Raw genomic sequence first — 22,791 nt, 5'->3', positions numbered from 1 at the left:
CCTCACATTTATGAATCAATTTCTAAGAGTGGTCTATAATTCTCATTTAAGGTCAAAGCATCAATTTCTTCCTTGATATTAAACACCATTCCATTAAAAATCAAAAATAAACCTGGAAGCATCGTTAGTTGCATATAGCGTGGATCATATAATACAATCAACATTGGTAATCCTGCCATAAGAACAGTATAGGTCGAACCAATTACTGCAAAACGTAAGATCAGCCAATTGATATAACGACTTGTTTCTTCTCCTGGATATATATTATAGATATACTCCCCAGATTTTTTCATCTTCTCAGCGATTTCTTCTCCATTCATATTAACAAAAGAGAAAGCAAGTCCCAATATAAATAAAACAACAATATAAGTGAAGACCCAAATTGGCTGACCAATTGCAAAGCGGCTAATCCACTCTCCAATCCACGATTCTTTCGGTAAAACCATCTGAAGAAGCAACAAGCTATATTGTGGGATGGATACCAAGGACATGGCATACATAAAGGGCATTCCTCCAGCTGGGTTTAGCAAAATATCCAAATAAGAATAACGCTTAAAACGATTGTGGATCATAATCTTATTTACCAAAATTCTATAACGTGCTCGCTGAACTCTGACTACAATTGCTAAAAATACGATGGAAAGTATTAGAAGAGCCATAATCAATACAGGACTAACCTGTAATTCTTTTATACTATTTAGGATGTTTTGTGGCATACTAATAACCATGCTGGACATTAAGATAACTATAGAACCCCCTACCCCAAACAAAGAATTCAGATCCGATAACCAAACCAAGAAAAAGGTACCCGCGATCAAGAGTAGAACATTCATTGTCAATACCAGTCCATAATTAACCCCTGACTGAATAGGGAGATTAAGAGTAATAGCTAATGCTTGGATTAAAGCAATAACAAACGTTAGAATCATTTTCCCACGATCTTGAATTTCAATTGGTAAATTTTGAAAACCTAGTTTCTTAGACATACTAAACATCTGCCATAAAATCATCGCCGACATCCATGGAGATAGTCCAACTGAAAATAAGGAAAGACTACGAAGGTTGCCACCTGTTATAGCAGTAGAAAAGGCCAAGAAAGCAGCAGTTCCACCCAAAAAACTCGTGTCATTAACGTTTACAAAGGGAAGGGTCATTCTGCTTCCTAAAACGTAAATGAATAAGAAAGAAATTGTCCACAGGACCCGTTTCACAACGACTGATGTCAATTTTATCTTCAATTTTTTCTCCTACTTATTCGATTGATGGGATATTTTGATAAACATAGCTGAATCTATAAATTAATCCTTTGCCAATAATGGCATTCCCTCATCCTAATGGATGAGGGCGATCCATAACTATCATGTTCTAGATATCCAAAACCTGCATCACTGCATCAATCAATAATTTTTTTGTAAAGTAGCCTTGTTTCAAGGCATAACTAACTTTGTATACATTTTCAACCATCTGTTGATAAGTTTCTGCTGTAGTTTCTTCTACAAGACGACTGGCTTCTTCCAAACTATCTACTACATAACCTAAGCCTTTTTCCTTTATGAAACTGGCATTTGAGAGATAGGATGGTACTACTACTGGAATTCCTGCTGCAAGATAAGTGCTGACTTTATGAGAGATATTCAATCGATAATAGTCTTCCTCATCAGCTGGATTTTCACTGGTCCCCCATACCAAGCCAAAGCCACCCTCTGACAAAGCAAAAAGCAACTCTGGATCTGTTTTCCAGCCTTTAAAGGAAACTGTAGGGTGATGACTCTCTTGATTAGACTCTGAAAAAATATCGAGAGGTGTTGTATGAGTCCAGTTGGATAAGTGTTCAAAGCGCTCCACACTACCTGCAAAAGATAGTTTTTTCTGAAAAGCAGGTTGTCTCAAAGGATAGTCATGAACATGATCCCACACACCTTGAATAATAATCTTTTGAACTGTTAATCCTTCCTGAATCAGACGTTCCTTCATTTTTTCTGATGGAACAATTACTAGATCCGATTGGTTATACATCTCAATGTACTCAGGCATCAAATAATAATTTGATGGAAACATGAGCGGTGGTACGTCATGGATAAAGGTAATGATTTTCGTATTTAAAATCTTACATTTTCTAATAAAAGTCTGATCATACTCTCTACCATTCCATGTAGGAGATTGGTAAACAACGATATCTCCATAACCCAACTTAGCTAAAACACCATCTAAACGGCTATTCAACTCACCTTGACTATCACTATAGATGTTGTAAAAGTAAAAACCAAGCTCGTGAAAGTCTAATTTTCTTGCAATTTTAACGGTTTCATTCTGGGCGATTAAGGCTGTACTTTGACCAGACATACCGTAAATATTTGTAATATTTATCTTCATTTTAAATCTCTAATTTAGTATTTTTAAAAACAAATCACTCATAGACAATCTTTAGTTTGAAGTTCCTTCAAAAAGTCAATCATATCCTGAGGTTTCTCATGCGGAAAAATGTGATCTACATGATAAGGATTAACCACATTGTCAAATGTTAAAATTGTCTTCTGAGCTCCTTGTACCCAATCTAACACATCTGGAAATTTCCCCTCATGATTGATATCCAAATAAACATCTCATTCCTCAATCAATTTCCGACACATCCATTTCATGACATTTGGATGCAATTTCACATTCTCGTAACTGGCTAGACTTTTGAGAGTATCTCCCATAGCTGTAAAAGTCACAATATGAATATTATAATCAGACAAATGATTAATTATGTAATCAATTTGTTCTAATTGCTGACTACCTGTAATGATCAATGCTTGATATTTAGATTTTTTTACAACAAGTTCTTCTTGATTATTAATTTGAGCCCACTCTAGCTGATTATATTTCCACCAAACTTCACGTAGACGACCTACAGAATAAGTATTCCAAGGTTTATCAGCAGACAAATAATGAATAATCGCTGGTAATGGAGTCAGTGGCAATTCAAAAATAAAATATTGTCCTCTATTATCAGCCACCTGATCATATCCAATCTGAAAATTATAGGTATCATCTAATAATACATAATTTTCTCCCATCACTATATTGAGAACTGTTTGATCAGCTTCAGGTAAGTGTCCATGTTCTCTTTCAGTAATTTCAATTAGCTCCTGCTGGATTGCATTTTCCTTCCAATACGCATTATTGATTAATAATACTCCTGCATTAAATCTATCTTCTAAACCATATATGACTTTTACAGCAGCTAGAGGTTTATTTGTTAAATCAATAGAAAATAAATCTGTCAAATCACGTGTAACTACTAAGTCACAATCTAAATATAAAACAATATCTTCTGAAACAAAACTAGGAATAAAATAACGAGCAAAGGTCATAAAGTTTATGTGTTGCCCAACAGGTGGTAGGCTCCAATTTCGCATATTACCTTCAAACAACTTGATATCAACGATCTCACTATTTCGGTATGCCATTTTTTCCCTGATGAAAACAAACCATTCTTGGGGGATATCCTGATTAAAAATATAAATCTTGACATCACTATTATGATAGCAAATAGATTTTAATGTTGTTTCAATTTGACGAATATAACCGTAATCCCCAGCTAACACAAATACTTTTTTATTCATTAACTACTCCTTGATTATAGCTTCACTATGATAGATGAATCATAAGCAACATCCTCAACTAGCTGAATTTCTTGATCAAAATTATGCTCTGCGGTATGCTTGTGTGAGAATTTCACTTTTGAAGTTGCTCCCATCTTAAACCACTCATATTCGGAATCAATATGACCTAAATCAATCGCTTGTATGCCTTTTTTGCTTAAATGGTAAGCCAAAACCTTGGCTGTAGGACCAAGCATCAAGAATACTAATTTACCATCCGCATGCGTTTCAATCGCTTCTTGAATAGCCTGAACTTTACTATAGGCATTTCTAGAAGGGCAGATGATACGCTCAACAGACTGAGCATTGTCAAAAAGATCGTTGCCAACTCCTGAACGTGAGTTTTCACCTTCGACGATCAAGACGTTTCGTTTATCCCAAAGTTTCTTTAATTTTTCAAAGTGGGCTACCGAAGCAGACTTATCTTTGAGGTCCATATAAGGACGAGATATAAAAGTCGAACCATAGAAACTTGCTGTACAAAATTTATGATAGGCTTCTTTATAATGCTCTAAATGCTTTTGCCAAAAGTTGACAGCTTCGGGTTTGTAGCGTTCCAAGCCTTCAAAAACATCAGAAAGACAAACCAGCAATTCTGGAGAACTTTCTAGTTGAATCATACTTCTAAGCTGTTCTGCCAATGTCTCATCATAGTCTTGATAAGGAATCCCATGTCCCATCATAATATCCATTTCTCCATCTCCATAACGAATAACGGAAGAATGGTGTTCTAGTATATAATCAAGACTCTGCTGGATATCCAGTACCTTTGGGTAGGCTTGCAGCTTTTTTACAGGTAGATCTCCATTTTGGCAATAGTTTTCAATAGCTAGAACCATCTCCTCAGGATGTGCTTGGTCATAAAGAAACTGACCTTGCTCACCATGGGCTACACTTTCAAAAGCAAATACTGGTTTTCCTGCTTGTCGGAAACGACCAACGATCCCATCAACTTCGGATTCAGCATTGATATCCAGTAAGAAGTCGCAGCCTTCAACCAAGCTATCAATCAAAGGTGGTTGTCCTGCAATATCTGATAAGACAGAGACATTTGGGTAGGCCAGTAAAGCTGTAATACTATCCGCCACCATAACGGGAGCTGCTACATAAAACTTGACATCTGGTAAATTTTCAATCAAGTAGCCCATATTTCTCAAGTCACTTGAGAAGGTATAGACTAGGACTGAATGTTGAACACCTGTATACTGGCTCACCTGATATTTTGTCAGACAAGGCGTCACCTGACTCATGTCCGACCAATCTTGGGCGTTATAATACCACCAAACATCTCGATAGATGGAACGTTCATACAGTCCCCACGGTTTTCTCTCGGTCAGATAATGAATAATCGGTGGATAAGTCCCAGGCTCTGGTCGATAATCCGAGAAATGTGTGTGCAAGGTAATACAGTTATATTTAAAATCCAAAGCCAACCAACGATCTTTAAATAAGAGATTCAAGATACTTTGATCATCCTGAGCAACCTTATCATGTAACTCATTAGTCATTTCAATCAGTTGTTTACGAACTTCTTCTTGTTTCCAAAGACGATTATTGATTAGCAAGACACCTGCGTTAAAACCATGCTCATTAAAATATACTTGAGCCCCTAGATCCTTGACTGCCGCCAATGGATAGTCTCCTAATTCGACATCAAATAGAGGACTTAAGTCTCTTGTGACAACCAAGTCACAGTCTAGATATAAAACTTTATCTTCCTCAACAAAATCTGAGATAAAATAACGCAAAAATGTTGCATAGTGAATGTTGGTCTTATATTGGCTAATATGAGAACTATTGACACGGGCATTGACGATTTCACAGTCTAACTTGATCAACTTACGATTGAGATTATAAAACCATTCTGTCGGAAAGTCGCTGTTAATCAGATAAAAACGAAGTCCTCGATTATGACAGCAGATGGATTTGATTGTCGTTAATACCTTATCTGCATATTGGTAGTTGGCTCCGAGTACAATTGCCTTCATGTCCATTTTATCTTTCTTTAATCCTTTAATTGCTTCTATCATTGGCTGTGGTGACTGAGAGGAAACAACTATTTGTTCCAATTGATTTTTGTTGGTCACATCAAAAGTCAATACTGGTCTACCTGCACTGGTATAGCGATTGACGATAAAGTCCATCGAACTTCCCTTATGAATATCCAGATAGGCGTCTGACTTCTCAATCATTTCATCAATCACTGCCCCAACCATGCTAGGATACAAGTAAACATTTGGATATTTGTCCAAAGCCATTAGAATTGGACCCATATCTGTATAGGCTCCGATATGGAACCCAACATCAGGCAGAGCTTGGGCTAGTTCATCAATATACAGAAAATCCTGCGAATCTGTGAATGTAAATAAATTGATCGTATGAAGGTCATAAACTCTCTTGATGGTAAAACGTCCTGCATAGTGGTCAGCAATCTGTTCATAACTAACATCTCGAAAAGCCCACCATAAGTCCCGATAACGATAGCCCATCAGAGTAGACCATGGCTTCCGATAGGTCGTATAATGGATAACCAAAGGTTCTTTATCCAATTCAAAATGTGAATCCCAGTGGCTATAGAATGCAATGACATCATGACCAACTTGAAGGTTAAAATGCTTATCCAACTCTAGCCAATGATTTTCAAACATCAAATTTAATATAGTCTGATCACCATTAAATCTATCATTGGTTGAAAAATCAGGTGAAGATACGTAATCAATTGTCTTATTTATTAATTTAGTAGTGATATCATATTGTCTCCATTTAGAATTATCAATCAATAACATTCCTGCGTTGAAACCAACACCATCTACATCTCGAACAGCCGCAAGATACTTATCACCCAAATCAATATTAAAGAGTAAATCAAGACTACCATTAATAATCAAATCACTATCCAGATAGAGTACTCTCTCCTCTTCAATATAATGAGGAATGAAATAGCGAGCATACGTAATCGCTGAAATATGTTCCTGGGTTTTCCACTCAGAATCAATCTCTTCATCTATACGAATGTCTTCTACAACACTTCCCAATTTCTCCACTTGTACCTTGAGATCATCGAACCAGTCACTAGGAATATTTTGATGGAGAATATAAATTTTAACATTTTGATTGTAATATAGAATAGATTTTATTGTTGTAAGTATCGGGATAAGGTAATTCTTATCTCCCGCCAGAACAACTGCCTTTCTTTCTTCCAAAATATCAAACCCCATTATCTAATCTCCATTTTCATCATTCGCTAGTTGATGACGAATGCTATTAATCATACTCTCTTTATCCTCTAAACTAAAAACTCGGACGTTTTTATCTCTTCTATGGACAACTGTTTCAAAAGAAAATACCGGTTTTCCTATCTCTAAAGCACGACCTACAATATTATCAACCTCTCCCCAATGATTGATATCTAAGTAAATATCTGCTCTATTTAATAAATCTTCGAGAATATCATCATGATGCACATTAGTATAAATATTCACGTTCTCGTAATGATTAAAGCTTTCTAGATAGTCTGAGACATTTGTTTTAGCAGCTATATGAAATGCAACTTCAGGAAGTTCTTGTACAAGATAGTCTAAATGTTCTAAAGTATCTGATGCTGTTAAAGTAAAGGCGTGAAACTGATGCTGTTGTCTAGGAGTGATTTTTAAATCCTCTTGAGCAGTGACAACAGAATTAGCTGGGATATCTTTATAAATTAAAGCATTTGCCCCAATGATAACATTATCTCCAATGGTAACACCTTTTAAAATAACAACGTTAGTTCCAATCCAACAATTTTTCCCTATAGTTATCTTATCAGCTTTAAACTGAATTTTTTCAATATGGTAATTAGAGTATTTATGGTTGTGGTCAAAAATTCTCACACCATCACCAAACATAGTATCCTTACCAATTTCAATCTCCTTGCCACAACGAATCGTACAATGATCGTTAAAGAAAACTCTATTTCCTAGTGTCAACTTAGCATTATTAGACACTTCTAGACTTACAAATGAGCGAAATGTAACATCTGTTCCTAGTTCAATGCTACTAGTAGGAGAAATTTCTATATGATGAAAATCTCCTAATAACTTTACAGAATCTTTAAAATCCATGTTCACCTTCCACTTCTCTTAATTTATTGATCATTTCTTGAACTTGTTCTACTTTATAGGTTATCTGTCCAACCTCACAATATTTTGTGTTTTCAAAAGTAAGAATAGGCTTCTCTAATTTTGCAAACTTCTCCAGTATTTCTACATTTTTTTCACCATGATTAATATCTAAAAGAACTTGACTTATCTCAAATAATTCTTGCTCAAGCTCTGATAAATAATTAAATTCAGACAAAATAGTCACATTGTGATTAACAATGCTCTTAGTCAATTGTTCACTAACTTTGACGCTAGCTACAATTATAAATTGAATTTCCGGTAAAGCTTGAACTAGAGACTCTAATTGCTCAATACGATCCGAAAAAGTATAAATTAAACAAGTAACAGGTAGTTTTTGAGGATAGATATGAGCCTTTTTAAGCGTATGTAAATGATAGTTTTGTCCTAATTCTGTCCATTCAAGATTATGATAATACCACCAAACATTGCGATAAGCTTGAATCCCCAAATTATCCCACGGTTTTCTATTCGAAAGATAACGAATAACACCGGGATAGTCTTGAGATTTTGGTAGTTTATAATCTGTAAACTGCTTATGATCCACAATATAATTATTATCAAAATCTAACTCTAGCCACCTATTTTCAAAGAGCTTATTCAAAACAAGTTGGTCCACCTGATCCGCCTTGTCATGCCATTCATTCGTTAAATCAATCAATCGTTGGGTCATTTGTTCTTGTTTCCATACACGATTGTTGATTAGCAATACACCTATATTAAAAATTTCTTGATCATAATACACTTTCTGGCCATAATCACGAACTGCAGCTAATAGATAATCTTGTAGATCTGTATCAAATAAGTCATCTAGATTTTTTGTAACAAGCACGTCGCAATCCAAATAAAGTGCCTTATCTTCTTCTACAAAATCAGATATAAAATAGAGAAAAGAGGCTGTATAACTAATATCTGTTTTATGATGCGCTAGTTGATCAGATGTTACGCGACAATTGACAATTTCCGAATCAAAGTCCCCTAATCGACTATTCAATTGTATAAACCATTCTTTTGGAAAATCCTCATTGATAATATAAAAACGAACCGAGCGATTGTGGTAGCAAATAGATTTCATAGTTGTCACAACCTGATCGAGATTCGAAAAATCAGCTGCCAGTACGACGGCTTTTTGTCTTCTTTACTCTGAGGAAGAAGTCTATCCAATAACATCTTTTTCTCTTTTATGTAGTTTAATTCGTGAGAATTAGCTAAACCTCTATTGTAAGCTTCAGAACTGATATAATCCAAACTCATTTTGTATGCTCGCCTATGCTCCGAAAGTGGATATCCTAACGTTGCCAATAAAGATAATCTCTCTTCAATTATATAAATAGCATCTCTAATCCATTCATCAGTCCAAGTATTAGATAAGCTTCCCTCACGCACTCTATAAATATAGGCTGATTTATTAACATATACAACTTTTTTCGAATCTAATAAAACCTTCAAATTAAATAATGCGTCTTCTCCGATTCTATCAATTGGAAAACAAAAATTATCTATGATTTCTTTTTTATAAATTTTCCCCCAAGGGACAATTAAAGCAGACTTCAACAATTCTTTAGAGTCGTATAAACAAGGTATTATAGACTTATTATCATATACTTTTTCATAATAGTCAGTAGAGATGTGGAAATAAAAAACTGAATTAGACTCATTAAAACTAGTATAATTTCCAACTACAATATCTGCTTGATATTCTATCACTTTCTCATATAAAAACTTAATATAGTTTGGTTCTACCCAATCATCGGAATCAACAAAGGTAACATACGTTCCTGTCATTCGATCCAGACCAGCATTTCGCGTATCAGATACACCACCGTTTTCTTTTTCTATATAGATGATACGATCATCCTGTTTTTCATATTCCTGACAGATTTGTCCCGAGTTGTCTGTAGAACCATCATTTATAATGATAATTTCCAAGTTTTGATATGTTTGTTCCAAAATACTATCTAAACATTTCTGTAAGTATTTTTCAGCATTATAAACTGGAACAATGACACTAATTAATTCCTTCTCCATACCAACCCACTCCTACTTTTTTTTCGAATTGCTTTTTCCATTTCTTTGGTAAAGATAATGAAAAATGCAACTCCTTTTACCTAATTCCATACTGAAGACTATAGAAGTCATTTTATACAACTGCAAACCTAGACTAACTGCTATCCTTTTCCATATCAAATTAAAGAAGTAGTTATGGAACTTCTTTATGATGATAATCTCTAACTAATTGAAACAAATTTCTATCATAAATTCTTTATTTCTTGATTATCACTTTATATCACTTTTTAACCATAAACATTATTGCTATTGCTTTATTTCAACTAACATTTAACAACCTAATTCCCCTATAATTCTTTATGTGATAGAAATTCAGGTATCTTTACTTAATACATCCATTTTTAGATACAAAAATCTACTATATATTATACCATTTTTATGCACTTTCATAAAGTAAGATAAAGCTCATAACCTTATTTTTTTCTAGCTCTAAACGATAACTATGGAATTTCAATTGTTTTATACTCAATTAAAATCATAGTGCACTTTTTGTCAACGGATTACTTAAAGGCTGGAGATTAACCAACCAATCAATGAATCTTACTCTATTCTAGGAAAACAAGGAAAGAGTTTCTAACAAAACTATGATATATGTGTTTTGAGGTGGGAATTTTTGCTATTTTTGATTTTAAACGAGTCTTACGAATCAACAAAACTCCGACCAGCTAATACTCGCTTCCTATAGACAAAAACCTCCAAGAATTTTACAATCCTTGGAGGTTTTCTTATAGCTTACCTAGTCTTTTAGCAACTTTATAAAACAAGGCTTACTCTTCATCATCGCGCTTACGACGTTTAGCTACTAATCCCAATCCCATTAGTCCTGCTACAGCTCCTAGGAGCAGATTTGTAGGCGAAGTTGCTGTTCCAGTATTTGGAAGTTGCTTACGAGTCTTAGTTGTGCTAGTTTGAGGTGCTTGACTAGTTGAAGTTGAATGAGCCATCGATGTGCTTGCACTTGTTGATGCTGACTCAGATGCTGACTCAGATACTGATGTCGATGCACTTGTTGACGCTGAGGTCGATGCACTTGTTGACGCTGACTCAGATGCTGACTCAGATGCTGATGTCGATGCACTTGTTGACGCTGAGGTCGATGCACTTGTTGACGCTGAGGTTGACGCGCTTGTGCTTGCTGACTCAGATGCTGATGTCGATGCACTTGTGCTTGCTGACTCAGATGCTGATGTTGATGCGCTTGTGCTTGCTGACTCAGATGCTGATGTTGATGCGCTTGTGCTTGCTGATTCAGATGCTGATGTCGATGCACTTGTTGATGCTGACTCAGAAGCGCTTGTTGACGCTGATTCTGAAGCTGATGTGCTTGCTGATTCTGAAGCACTTGTTGATGCTGACTCAGATGCTGATGTGCTTGCTGATTCAGATGCACTTGTTGATGCTGATTCAGAAGCCGATGTGCTTGCTGACTCAGATGCACTTGTTGATGCCGATTCAGATGCTGATGTGCTTGCTGATTCAGAAGCTGATGTACTTGCTGATTCTGACGCACTTGTTGATGCTGACTCAGATGCGCTTGTACTTGCTGATTCTGACGCACTTGTTGATGCCGATTCAGATGCTGATGTGCTTGCTGATTCTGACGCACTTGTTGATGCCGATTCAGATGCTGATGTGCTTGCTGATTCAGAAGCTGATGTACTTGCTGATTCTGACGCACTTGTTGATGCTGATTCAGAAGCCGATGTGCTTGCTGACTCAGATGCACTTGTTGACGCTGACTCAGATGCACTTGTTGACGCTGACTCAGATGCACTTGTTGATGCTGACTCAGATGCGCTTGTTGACGCTGATTCTGACGCACTTGTTGATGCTGACTCAGATGCGCTTGTTGACGCTGATTCTGACGCACTTGTTGATGCTGACTCAGATGCGCTTGTTGACGCTGATTCTGAAGCTGATGTGCTTGCTGATTCTGAAGCACTTGTTGATGCTGACTCAGATGCTGATGTGCTTGCTGATTCAGATGCACTTGTTGATGCTGATTCAGATGCTGATGTGCTTGCACTTGTGCTTGCTGACTCAGATGCTGATGTGCTTGCTGACTCTGACGCACTTGTTGACGCTGATTCAGATGCTGAGGTCGATGCACTTGTTGATGCTGATTCAGATGCTGAGGTCGATGCACTTGTGCTTGCTGACTCAGATGCTGATGTGCTTGCTGACTCTGACGCACTTGTTGACGCTGACTCAGATGCGCTTGTGCTTGCTGACTCAGATGCTGAGGTCGATGCACTTGTGCTTGCTGATTCAGACGCTGATGTCGATGCACTTGTTGACGCTGATTCAGATGCTGATTCAGATGCTGAGGTTGATGCACTTGTGCTTGCTGATTCAGACGCTGATGTCGATGCACTTGTTGATGCTGATGTTGATGCGCTTGTGCTTGCTGATTCAGACGCTGATGTGCTTGCACTTGTGCTTGCACTTGTGCTTGCTGATTCAGATGCTGATGTCGATGCACTTGTTGACGCTGATTCAGATGCTGATGTCGACGCGCTTGTTGACGCTGATTCAGATGCTGAGGTCGATGCACTTGTTGATGCTGATTCAGACGCTGATGTCGATGCACTTGTTGATGCTGATGTTGATGCGCTTGTGCTTGCTGATTCAGACGCTGATGTGCTTGCTGACTCAGAGGCCGATGTGCTTGCACTTGTGCTTGCTGACTCAGATGCTGATGTTGATGCACTTGTTGACGCTGATTCAGATGCTGAGGTCGATGCACTTGTGCTTGCTGACTCAGATGCTGAGGTCGATGCACTTGTGCTTGCTGACTCAGATGCTGATGTGCTTGCACTTGTGCTTGCTGATTCTGATGCTGATGTTGATGCACTTGTGCTTGCTGACTCAGATGCTGATGTTGATGCGCTTGTGCTTGCTGACTCAGATGCTGAGGTGCTTGCACTTGTTGACGCTGATTCAGATGCTGAGGTCGATGCACTTGTGCTTGCTGACTCAGATGCTGATGTTGATGCGCTTGTGCTTGCTGACTCTGACGCACTTGTTGACGCTGACTCAGATGCGCTTGTGCTTGCTGACTCAGAGGCCGATGTGCTTGCTGATGTCGATGCACTTGTTGACGCTGATGTCGACGCGCTTGTTGACGCTGATTCAGATGCTGATGTCGATGCACTTGTTGACGCTGATTCAGATGCTGATGTCGATGCACTTGTGCTTGCTGACTCAGATGCTGAGGTCGATGCACTTGTGCTTGCACTTGTGCTTGCTGACTCAGATGCTGAGGTCGATGCACTTGTTGATGCTGATTCAGACGCTGATGTCGACGCGCTTGTTGACGCTGATTCAGATGCTGATGTGCTTGCACTTGTTGACGCTGATTCAGACGCTGAGGTCGATGCACTTGTTGATGCTGATGTGCTTGCACTTGTGCTTGCTGATTCTGATGCTGATGTTGATGCACTTGTGCTTGCTGATTCAGACGCTGAGGTCGATGCGCTTGTGCTTGCTGACTCAGATGCTGAGGTGCTTGCACTTGTTGACGCTGATTCAGATGCTGAGGTGCTTGCACTTGTTGACGCTGATTCAGATGCTGATGTCGATGCACTTGTGCTTGCTGACTCAGATGCTGAGGTCGATGCACTTGTGCTTGCACTTGTGCTTGCTGACTCAGATGCTGATGTTGATGCGCTTGTGCTTGCTGACTCTGACGCACTTGTTGACGCTGATTCAGATGCTGAGGTCGATGCACTTGTTGATGCTGATTCAGACGCTGAGGTCGATGCACTTGTTGATGCTGATGTTGATGCGCTTGTGCTTGCTGATTCAGACGCTGATGTGCTTGCACTTGTGCTTGCTGATTCTGATGCTGATGTTGATGCACTTGTGCTTGCTGATTCAGACGCTGAGGTCGATGCGCTTGTGCTTGCTGACTCAGATGCTGAGGTGCTTGCACTTGTTGACGCTGATTCAGATGCTGATGTGCTTGCACTTGTTGACGCTGATTCAGATGCTGATGTCGATGCACTTGTGCTTGCTGACTCAGATGCTGAGGTCGATGCACTTGTGCTTGCTGACTCAGATGCTGATGTGCTTGCTGACTCTGACGCACTTGTTGACGCTGACTCAGATGCGCTTGTGCTTGCTGACTCAGATGCTGAGGTCGATGCACTTGTGCTTGCTGATTCAGACGCTGATGTCGATGCACTTGTTGACGCTGATTCAGATGCTGATTCAGATGCTGAGGTTGATGCACTTGTGCTTGCTGATTCAGACGCTGATGTCGATGCACTTGTTGATGCTGATGTTGATGCGCTTGTGCTTGCTGATTCAGACGCTGATGTGCTTGCACTTGTGCTTGCTGATTCTGATGCTGATGTTGATGCTGATGTTGATGCACTTGTGCTTGCTGATTCAGACGCTGAGGTCGATGCACTTGTGCTTGCACTTGTGCTTGCACTTGTGCTTGCTGATTCAGATGCTGATGTCGATGCACTTGTTGACGCTGATTCAGATGCTGATGTCGACGCGCTTGTTGACGCTGATTCAGATGCTGAGGTCGATGCACTTGTTGATGCTGATTCAGACGCTGATGTCGATGCACTTGTTGATGCTGATGTTGATGCGCTTGTGCTTGCTGATTCAGACGCTGATGTGCTTGCTGACTCAGAGGCCGATGTGCTTGCACTTGTGCTTGCTGACTCAGATGCTGATGTTGATGCACTTGTTGACGCTGATTCAGATGCTGAGGTCGATGCACTTGTGCTTGCTGACTCAGATGCTGAGGTCGATGCACTTGTGCTTGCTGACTCAGATGCTGATGTGCTTGCACTTGTGCTTGCTGATTCTGATGCTGATGTTGATGCACTTGTGCTTGCTGACTCAGATGCTGATGTTGATGCGCTTGTGCTTGCTGACTCAGATGCTGAGGTGCTTGCACTTGTTGACGCTGATTCAGATGCTGAGGTCGATGCACTTGTGCTTGCTGACTCAGATGCTGATGTTGATGCGCTTGTGCTTGCTGACTCTGACGCACTTGTTGACGCTGACTCAGATGCGCTTGTGCTTGCTGACTCAGAGGCCGATGTGCTTGCTGATGTCGATGCACTTGTTGACGCTGATGTCGACGCGCTTGTTGACGCTGATTCAGATGCTGATGTCGATGCACTTGTTGACGCTGATTCAGATGCTGATGTCGATGCACTTGTGCTTGCTGACTCAGATGCTGAGGTCGATGCACTTGTGCTTGCACTTGTGCTTGCTGACTCAGATGCTGAGGTCGATGCACTTGTTGATGCTGATTCAGACGCTGATGTCGACGCGCTTGTTGACGCTGATTCAGATGCTGATGTGCTTGCACTTGTTGACGCTGATTCAGACGCTGAGGTCGATGCACTTGTTGATGCTGATGTGCTTGCACTTGTGCTTGCTGATTCTGATGCTGATGTTGATGCACTTGTGCTTGCTGATTCAGACGCTGAGGTCGATGCGCTTGTGCTTGCTGACTCAGATGCTGAGGTGCTTGCACTTGTTGACGCTGATTCAGATGCTGAGGTGCTTGCACTTGTTGACGCTGATTCAGATGCTGATGTCGATGCACTTGTGCTTGCTGACTCAGATGCTGAGGTCGATGCACTTGTGCTTGCACTTGTGCTTGCTGACTCAGATGCTGATGTTGATGCGCTTGTGCTTGCTGACTCTGACGCACTTGTTGACGCTGATTCAGATGCTGAGGTCGATGCACTTGTTGATGCTGATTCAGACGCTGAGGTCGATGCACTTGTTGATGCTGATGTTGATGCGCTTGTGCTTGCTGATTCAGACGCTGATGTGCTTGCACTTGTGCTTGCTGATTCTGATGCTGATGTTGATGCACTTGTGCTTGCTGATTCAGACGCTGAGGTCGATGCGCTTGTGCTTGCTGACTCAGATGCTGAGGTCGATGCACTTGTTGACGCTGATTCAGATGCTGATGTGCTTGCACTTGTTGACGCTGATTCAGATGCTGAGGTCGATGCACTTGTGCTTGCTGACTCAGATGCTGAGGTCGATGCACTTGTGCTTGCACTTGTGCTTGCTGACTCAGATGCTGATGTCGATGCACTTGTTGATGCTGATTCAGACGCTGATGTCGACGCGCTTGTTGACGCTGATTCAGATGCTGAGGTCGATGCACTTGTTGATGCTGATTCAGACGCTGAGGTCGATGCGCTTGTGCTTGCTGACTCAGACGCTGATGTCGATGCGCTTGTGCTTGCTGACTCAGATGCTGAGGTCGATGCACTTGTTGACGCTGATTCAGATGCTGATGTCGATGCACTTGTGCTTGCTGACTCAGATGCTGAGGTTGATGCACTTGTGCTTGCTGACTCAGATGCTGAGGTCGATGCACTTGTGCTTGCTGACTCAGATGCTGAGGTCGATGCACTTGTGCTTGCGCTTGTGCTTGCTGATTCAGACGCTGATGTGCTTGCACTTGTGCTTGCTGATTCTGATGCTGATGTTGATGCACTTGCGCTTGCTGATTCAGACGCTGATGTCGATGCGCTTGTGCTTGCTGACTCAGATGCTGAGGTGCTTGCACTTGTTGACGCTGATTCAGATGCTGATGTGCTTGCACTTGTTGACGCTGATTCAGATGCTGAGGTCGATGCACTTGTGCTTGCTGACTCAGATGCTGAGGTCGATGCACTTGTGCTTGCTGACTCAGATGCTGATGTGCTTGCACTTGTTGACGCTGATTCAGATGCTGAGGTCGATGCACTTGTGCTTGCTGACTCAGATGCTGATGTTGATGCGCTTGTGCTTGCTGACTCAGAGGCCGATGTGCTTGCTGATGTCGATGCGCTTGTTGATGCTGACTCAGATGCTGATGTTCTTGCTGACTCTGACGCACTTGTTGACGCTGACTCAGATGCTGATGTTGATGCGCTTGTGCTTGCTGATTCAGATGCTGATGTCGATGCACTTGTTGACGCTGACTCAGATGCTGATGTTGATGCGCTTGTGCTTGCTGACTCAGATGCTGATGTCGATGCACTTGTTGATGCTGATTCAGACGCTGATGTCGACGCGCTTGTTGACGCTGACTCTGACGCTGATGTCGATGCACTTGTTGACGCTGACTCTGACGCTGAGGTTGACGCGCTTGTGCTTGCTGACTCAGATGCTGATGTCGATGCACTTGTGCTTGCTGATTCAGATGCTGATGTTGACGCACTTGTTGATGCTGACGTACTTGCACTTGTTGATGCCGATGTGCTTGCTGACGTGCTTGCACTTGTTGATGCGGATGTACTTGCTGACGTGCTTGCACTTGTTGATGCTGACGTACTTGCTGACGTACTTGCACTTGTTGATGCTGATGTACTTGCTGATGTGCTTGCACTTGTTGATGCCGACGTGCTAGCTGATGTACTTGCTGATGTGCTTGCACTTGTTGATGCTGACGTACTTGCTGATGTACTTGCACTCGTTGAAGCTGACGTGCTTGCTGACGTGCTTGCGCTTGTCGAGGCGGACGTACTTGCTGACGTGCTTGCACTGGTTGAGGCCGATGTACTTGCTGACGTACTTGCACTTGTTGAGGCGGACGTGCTAGCCGATGTGCTTGCGCTTGTTGAGGCCGATGTACTTGCTGAAGTGCTTGCACTTGTTGATGCGGATGTACTTGCTGATGTGCTTGCACTTGTTGATGCCGACGTGCTAGCTGATGTACTTGCTGATGTGCTTGCACTTGTTGATGCTGACGTACTTGCTGACGTGCTTGCACTTGTTGATGCTGACGTACTTGCTGACGTGCTTGCGCTTGTTGATGCTGAGGCAGAGGCAGATTGAGACGCTTCAGAATCCGATACTGGTGGTTTCACTGTATTTTGTGTACCATCTTTATAAGTAATCGTTACAGTCCCATCATCTGATATTCTATATCCTTCATCTCCATCTTTGATACGGTTTGCATCTTTTGGATTTGCTGCTTTCACCGCCTCAAGAATCTTTTGTTTATCTTCTGGAGACAGGGTTTTTGTATTGCTTACTTGAACCGTTGCTGGCACCTGAGCTGGGAATTTCTTATTCAGTTTCCCTTGAGCTACTACTGTCTGAGTACGTGCTTCGTTATTAGATAAATCGACTGCTTTAACACCACGACTCCATTTGTTACCATCAGCATATTGCTTGTTTGCATCATAGGTTGCTGTGTACTCTAGAGTAGCAGGATTTGTTGTTGAAGCTTCTGTTGGAGTATCTTTAAATCCAGGGGCAGGATCGTTTGATGAATATCCATCTTGGAAAATTCTACTGATATCTGAAGTTCCATCATGCAATTTCAGAGTTTTAATCTTACCACTATTATCCTTGCCGCTTATGACGATTTTAACTTCATCACCTGCAAAGACCTCGTAGCCTCTTGTACCTGGACGAACATTATCTTTAATTGTTTGCTTTTCCCACTGACCTGTCTTATCATTCTTGATATAAAGATCAAAGGTTGGTTCTGGTCTTTCAGTTTCATTAGTAATAGTCCCAGACCCTGGCTCTGAAGTTAACACTTCAGTTGTATTTGGACCTGCTGGTACACTTTGAATTGCAGTCACATTACCTGAAGGAAGTAGACCATTATTTGCGGTGTAAGCCGTTCTCAAATCTTCTGCAGTAAAGGTCACGCTGGTAGCGTTATTTCCTGCTTTTTTCGGCGTAATTGTTTGACCTGCAACTGTCAAGGTTACGGTTGCTCCTGGAAGAACATTATTTACCGTGATGGTTTGATTTGGCAAACCTCCACGTCCACTTAAGTCTTCAATAACCGGTGGGTTAACTTCCATTACCAAATCTGAGATTGGTTTTGTACGAGATTGACCATCTTTATAGGTAATCTTAACATTATTATTCCCTTCGATGGTAACATTCTGGATACGATCTTTTTCTTTTTCTGTAGCTGTATTATGGGCATTCTTAACAGCTTCTATAATGCTTGTTTTTTCCGTATCTGTCAAGGAAGAAAGACTTGTAACCTTAATCTTCTTATCTGGATTCAAGTTAGCATTTCTTACTGCTAGACTACCTTGTCTTATTCGGAAGGTAGACCCATTTGAACGGTTACCTGACTCATCTTCTGCGGAAATTGATCGCGTAGCAGCATTTCCTGTACTATACTGCAACTCATCTTTGACTTTTCCTGTAACTTCCAATTTAGCTGGTTTTGCTGGAGTTGCTTCTGTCAAAGAAGAAATGTTTGTCGCATTCGCCTCTCCAAATGAAGGGTCCAAGACATTTGGAACTATTGTTGCACTTGTTTCACCTGAATGAACGTTAGTTCTCTTAATAAATTTACTATTATCTGTGAAGGTTGTAGTGAAACGAATTTCATCACCTGCATAGAAGGTATGTTCTGGTTTATTTCCTACGCTGGTTTTTGAAACTTCTTTCCACAGACCAGTTACACGATCCTTCACTTCTACAACTGTATCTGTAGCTACTGGTTTTTCAGTTTCACCAGTGATGTTCTTAGTCGTTGTTCCTGATTCCAAAGTTTCATTTGAATTCGTTACAGGATTAGTAAACGCCTTACTTTGTTTAACTGTTACGTTTCCTGTTGGAAGCAATCCATTACTATCTGCGACTTCGGCTGGAGTGAAAGTCAAGCTCGTTACATTAGCACCAGCAGTCTTAGTAAGAGTCTTACCACCAATTGTCAAGGTTACCGTCGCGCCTGGAACAACATCTGTAACGGTGATTCCTTTATTTGGCAAACCACCTGTATTTGTCACTTGAACAGCTGAAATTTGTGGTGGGTTCGGTCTGACTTTGATGGTTACAGGAACATTTGTAGCATTCCTTGATTGAGTTGTTGAACCTTGCGGTAAAGTAACTCTGACTTCCTTTTTAAAGATACCTGAAGTTGCAACATCTGGTCTGGACACCCATTCATAAGTTGTGCCAGTTGGAATTGCTACACTAGAGTCAGAATTTTTAAGTGCACTGCTCGGATTGGAAATAATACCATTGAGCGGAGTTGTATCCCCAACTTTTGTAGTATACTCTTGATTAGCTACTGGATCAACGACTGTATAATTAAACTTCACTGTACTTGTTAACGCAGGATTTGAAGTTGTTACATCACCAAGTCGCCCTTTTGGATAGGTAGCTCTCACTGTATAAGTTGTACGGTGAGACACAGGGTTAGCACCTGTTGTATGCCAGACATCGCTAAATCTAGGTGAGCCATCCTGTCTACTTACTTGCGCACTTGCATTGTTATTCAGTTGATACTCATACGAAAATGTCGCTCCTGAAGGAAGGGAATCGTTATTGAGATAAAGATATGAATCTCCACCAATATTATTGGCATAGCTTCCTCCAACAGTTACATCTTTACCTGGAACTGCTTTAAAGGCATAAAATTGACCAGTAACTCCATTATTGGTTTTGGTCTCAATCTTTTGGTAAACTGTGTAATTGTATGTTAAATCCGTAGTAGTTTTATCTGGGTGAGTTACCGTTAAAATTGCAGTCCGACTACCTACTGTCATCGTAGGAGCTTGTCCGTTTTTCCAAGCAAATGAGGTCCCTTGAGGTAGGCTAGAAGCTCCACCGACTGGGCTTACAAGACTACTTAGTGTTATATCAGACACAGACTCACTACTTACCGCGTAGAATGTATCAGTCACCTTTTCAACACCGTATTTCAGATTTGAATTGACTGTATCCTGGGTACCATCTCGATAAGTAATGGTGATTACACCAGTATCAGACACTGTAATTTCATGATTACCTTCAGAACCTTTCACGTAGTCTGTACTTGAAAGAATTCTTGCATTGGCTGTTTTAAAGTTAGCCAAAACTTGATTTTTTTCTTCTTGACTTAGATGTTCTTTGTCATTAACTGTGACTGTCGCACCACTCACAGGCTCGTTACGTTCATTAAAGCCTCTGATATTAAGAGCCATCTCTGCCGTAGCTTTTTGACCGTCGGTATCTGTTACAACATATTGAATAATGTGTGCACCAGGTTTATACGGTTCCCAAGCCCCGTCTGCACGACCAGGTTTTCCTTTTCCGTTGTTTCGACCAATAGTACCTTCTATCGTTACCGTATAAGAAGTTGGATAACTGGCAAGCTTACCATTTTGATACACACCAAAATCACCAAATTGTCCTCGTGGATTCACTGGATAATTAGGAGCACTCAAACCTGTGATAATTGTATTCTTAGGTCCTGGATCTAATCTTACCAAGCCCCTATCATCACTCATTGACATGTGGATTGTGGAGATAGAGTCGTCATTAAAATAGGTAACAGCCTCAGGCAAACTAATCGAAGGTAGCTGAGATGCCGCACGGCTCTGACCTGCTGCACTTCTAGACTGACCTGACCTACCAGTTGAAACAGTTGAGGTCATTGAATCACTATAATTTCCAGAAGTATTCGCACTTGTAAACGGTTGACTGCTTGTAGCAACTTTTGCGTTCAAGCTTGCAGCTTTCGACTGCTTATTTACAGTAGCATGAACTTCAAGCGTTGCTTCTAGGTTTCTTTGTTTATCATGGCGGATATCATAAACATACTCATTTCTTGAACCACCACGTTTCTCCATCTCTTGTCCATTGAAGGTCACACGATTAATCGTCGTATTGGAATCTACATCCGCAATCAGCCCTACATGATGCAAGGCATTGTTAGCGTGCATATTGATACGCCAAACAACTTCGTTAGTATTTGGATTATAATTAGTAGACGCAATTGAAGCTTTTGTTCCATGACTAGAGAATGATGCTCTAGGAGAAGATCCTCTCTCTATCGCTTGTCCATTACGGCCATCACGTTGACCAGAGGTTGCACGTGAAACCGCATTAGCGATAGAGTTGCGAGCTGAAGTAGCTGTCTTGACAACTGTTCCTAGGTCAGCATTTGGATCCTTGAGAGCAGACTCAATCTCAGTTATAGCAGATTCTACCTTAAGGATGGCTGCACTTGTATCTGGAAGATCTGCCGCCTTAGCTAAATATTCACCCATTTCAGCTGAAATTTTAGCTAGTTTTTTACGATCTTCTTCATTTTTCTTTGTAGATACTTCTACCGATGACAAGGCACCAGCAGTCAATCCTGCCAAACTTGTTAATTCGGAAGTTTTCTCTATCAAACCTGTTGCTGACTTAGCAGAGTCCAAGACAGGTGCAGACAAATTAGAGTTTGGCAAACCTTGACTAACTACTTGATTTTCAGCTGAAGCAGATTCGGATTTTCCAGCAGTTTCAACACTAGCAGTGCTAGTCGCAACCGAACTACCCCCAGAATTGACCACCAACTGACTAGAACTTACAGAAGTACTTGCTGACACACTTGCTGAAACTGAAGCACTTGTCGACGCACTAACAGAAGCCGAAGTACTTTCTGACACACTTGCAGAAGTGCTAGCGCTCACTGATTGGCTAGCAGAAGTCGATTCTGAACTAGACACACTCTCGCTTTCTGAGTGTGACAAACTTGCCGATTCTTCTGGATTTGCTTTCGAAACAGATCCAAGAACGACTGAATCATTTGTAGCTAAAACATCCGATGACTCTAATGTCTTTTCAAGAGCAACCGCATCATTAGCATGAACAGTAGTTTGTGTTGCCACTGCTCCGCCTAGTACAGCTCCTGTAGCTGCGAGCCCCCTTATAATATCAAGGCCTGTAATTGTATTGTTTGTTTGGTTCTCAACCACTTCGGTCATAACTTGGGTAGTATCGACACTACCACGGAAAACCTTAAACAAACCAAATAAAGAAGTGGAAGCCCGTAGCCAATGCTTACCGGATTTCACCAACTTATAGCGGGTCACACGATCAGTTTCACGATATTGACCCTCTTGACGTCTGAAAAACATGCTATCTCCTTATCTAAACTTAGGTTAAGGGTATAATTCACCCTATTTTAAGTTATTCTTTGATATTATAAA

9 protein-coding genes and 6 pseudogenes are annotated in these 22,791 nt (G+C 40.7%); 3 read left to right on the top strand and 12 right to left on the bottom strand.

Features of this window, described 5'->3' with window-relative positions; all coding sequences use genetic code 11:
* Positions 1 to 8: 8 nt before the first annotated feature.
* From secY2 to ACORHU_RS02090, 10 genes and pseudogenes are all read right to left on the bottom strand, one after another.
* Complete coding sequence (gene secY2 / locus ACORHU_RS02135; protein ID WP_434364654.1) at positions 9 to 1,238, bottom strand: accessory Sec system protein translocase subunit SecY2; 1,230 nt, start codon at positions 1,236 to 1,238, stop codon at positions 9 to 11.
* A 127-nt stretch (positions 1,239 to 1,365) separates the two neighbouring features.
* Complete coding sequence (locus ACORHU_RS02130; RefSeq protein ID WP_434364653.1) at positions 1,366 to 2,373, bottom strand: sugar transferase; 1,008 nt, start codon at positions 2,371 to 2,373, stop codon at positions 1,366 to 1,368.
* Between the two features lie 38 nt (positions 2,374 to 2,411).
* Positions 2,412 to 2,594, bottom strand: coding sequence for a hypothetical protein (locus tag ACORHU_RS02125; protein WP_434364652.1), 183 nt, complete (start codon positions 2,592 to 2,594; stop codon positions 2,412 to 2,414).
* 9 nt (positions 2,595 to 2,603) lie between these two features.
* On the bottom strand, positions 2,604 to 3,608 hold the full coding sequence (locus ACORHU_RS02120) for a glycosyltransferase family 8 protein (protein WP_434364651.1): 1,005 nt from the start codon (positions 3,606 to 3,608) through the stop codon (positions 2,604 to 2,606).
* 14 nt (positions 3,609 to 3,622) lie between these two features.
* Positions 3,623 to 6,865: an SP_1767 family glycosyltransferase gene (locus ACORHU_RS02115; protein WP_434364650.1), complete on the bottom strand. Its 3,243-nt coding sequence runs from the start codon at positions 6,863 to 6,865 to the stop codon at positions 3,623 to 3,625.
* A 3-nt stretch (positions 6,866 to 6,868) separates the two neighbouring features.
* Positions 6,869 to 7,747 carry an acyltransferase gene (locus ACORHU_RS02110; RefSeq protein WP_248035005.1) on the bottom strand — a complete coding sequence of 293 codons (879 nt, stop codon included), beginning with the start codon at positions 7,745 to 7,747 and terminating at the stop codon, positions 6,869 to 6,871.
* A pseudogene (locus tag ACORHU_RS02105) lies at positions 7,737 to 9,832 on the bottom strand (glycosyltransferase). The gene ACORHU_RS02110 and the pseudogene ACORHU_RS02105 overlap by 11 nt, the downstream one beginning before the upstream one ends.
* Positions 9,833 to 10,638: 806 nt before the next feature.
* Positions 10,639 to 13,872: pseudogene (locus ACORHU_RS02100) on the bottom strand (LPXTG cell wall anchor domain-containing protein); the annotation flags it as partial.
* Positions 13,873 to 14,547: 675 nt separating this feature from the next.
* Positions 14,548 to 16,872 (bottom strand): annotated as a pseudogene (locus tag ACORHU_RS02095) (hypothetical protein); the annotation flags it as partial.
* Between the two features lie 900 nt (positions 16,873 to 17,772).
* Positions 17,773 to 18,822 (bottom strand): annotated as a pseudogene (locus ACORHU_RS02090) (hypothetical protein); the annotation flags it as partial.
* Here ACORHU_RS02090 and ACORHU_RS02085 point away from each other — a divergent pair.
* The gene (locus ACORHU_RS02085; protein ID WP_434364649.1) at positions 18,818 to 19,156 is read left to right on the top strand and encodes a hypothetical protein; all 339 of its coding nucleotides are present in this window, start codon (positions 18,818 to 18,820) and stop codon (positions 19,154 to 19,156) included. The pseudogene ACORHU_RS02090 and the gene ACORHU_RS02085 sit on opposite strands and share 5 nt — an antisense overlap.
* 189 nt (positions 19,157 to 19,345) lie before the next feature.
* The gene (locus ACORHU_RS02080; RefSeq protein ID WP_434364648.1) at positions 19,346 to 19,621 is read left to right on the top strand and encodes a hypothetical protein; all 276 of its coding nucleotides are present in this window, start codon (positions 19,346 to 19,348) and stop codon (positions 19,619 to 19,621) included.
* Positions 19,622 to 19,710: 89 nt separating this feature from the next.
* On the opposite strand, the pseudogene ACORHU_RS02075 reads toward ACORHU_RS02080, so the two are convergent.
* Positions 19,711 to 21,864 (bottom strand): annotated as a pseudogene (locus ACORHU_RS02075) (Rib/alpha-like domain-containing protein); the annotation flags it as partial.
* On the opposite strand from ACORHU_RS02075, the gene ACORHU_RS02070 reads away from it, so the two are divergent.
* Positions 21,812 to 22,054, top strand: coding sequence for a hypothetical protein (locus ACORHU_RS02070; RefSeq protein ID WP_434364647.1), 243 nt, complete (start codon positions 21,812 to 21,814; stop codon positions 22,052 to 22,054). The pseudogene ACORHU_RS02075 and the gene ACORHU_RS02070 overlap by 53 nt on opposite strands.
* Positions 22,055 to 22,524: 470 nt before the next feature.
* On the opposite strand, the pseudogene ACORHU_RS02065 reads toward ACORHU_RS02070, so the two are convergent.
* A pseudogene (locus tag ACORHU_RS02065) lies at positions 22,525 to 22,719 on the bottom strand (accessory Sec-dependent serine-rich glycoprotein adhesin); the annotation flags it as partial.
* Between the last annotated feature and the right edge of the window lie 72 nt (positions 22,720 to 22,791).

This window comes from Streptococcus sp. KHUD_015 (assembly GCF_051106265.1).
Lineage (GTDB): Bacteria > Bacillota > Bacilli > Lactobacillales > Streptococcaceae > Streptococcus.
Note: the sequence above shows the minus strand (reverse complement) of the source record. Positions and strands in the feature narration are given on the sequence as shown.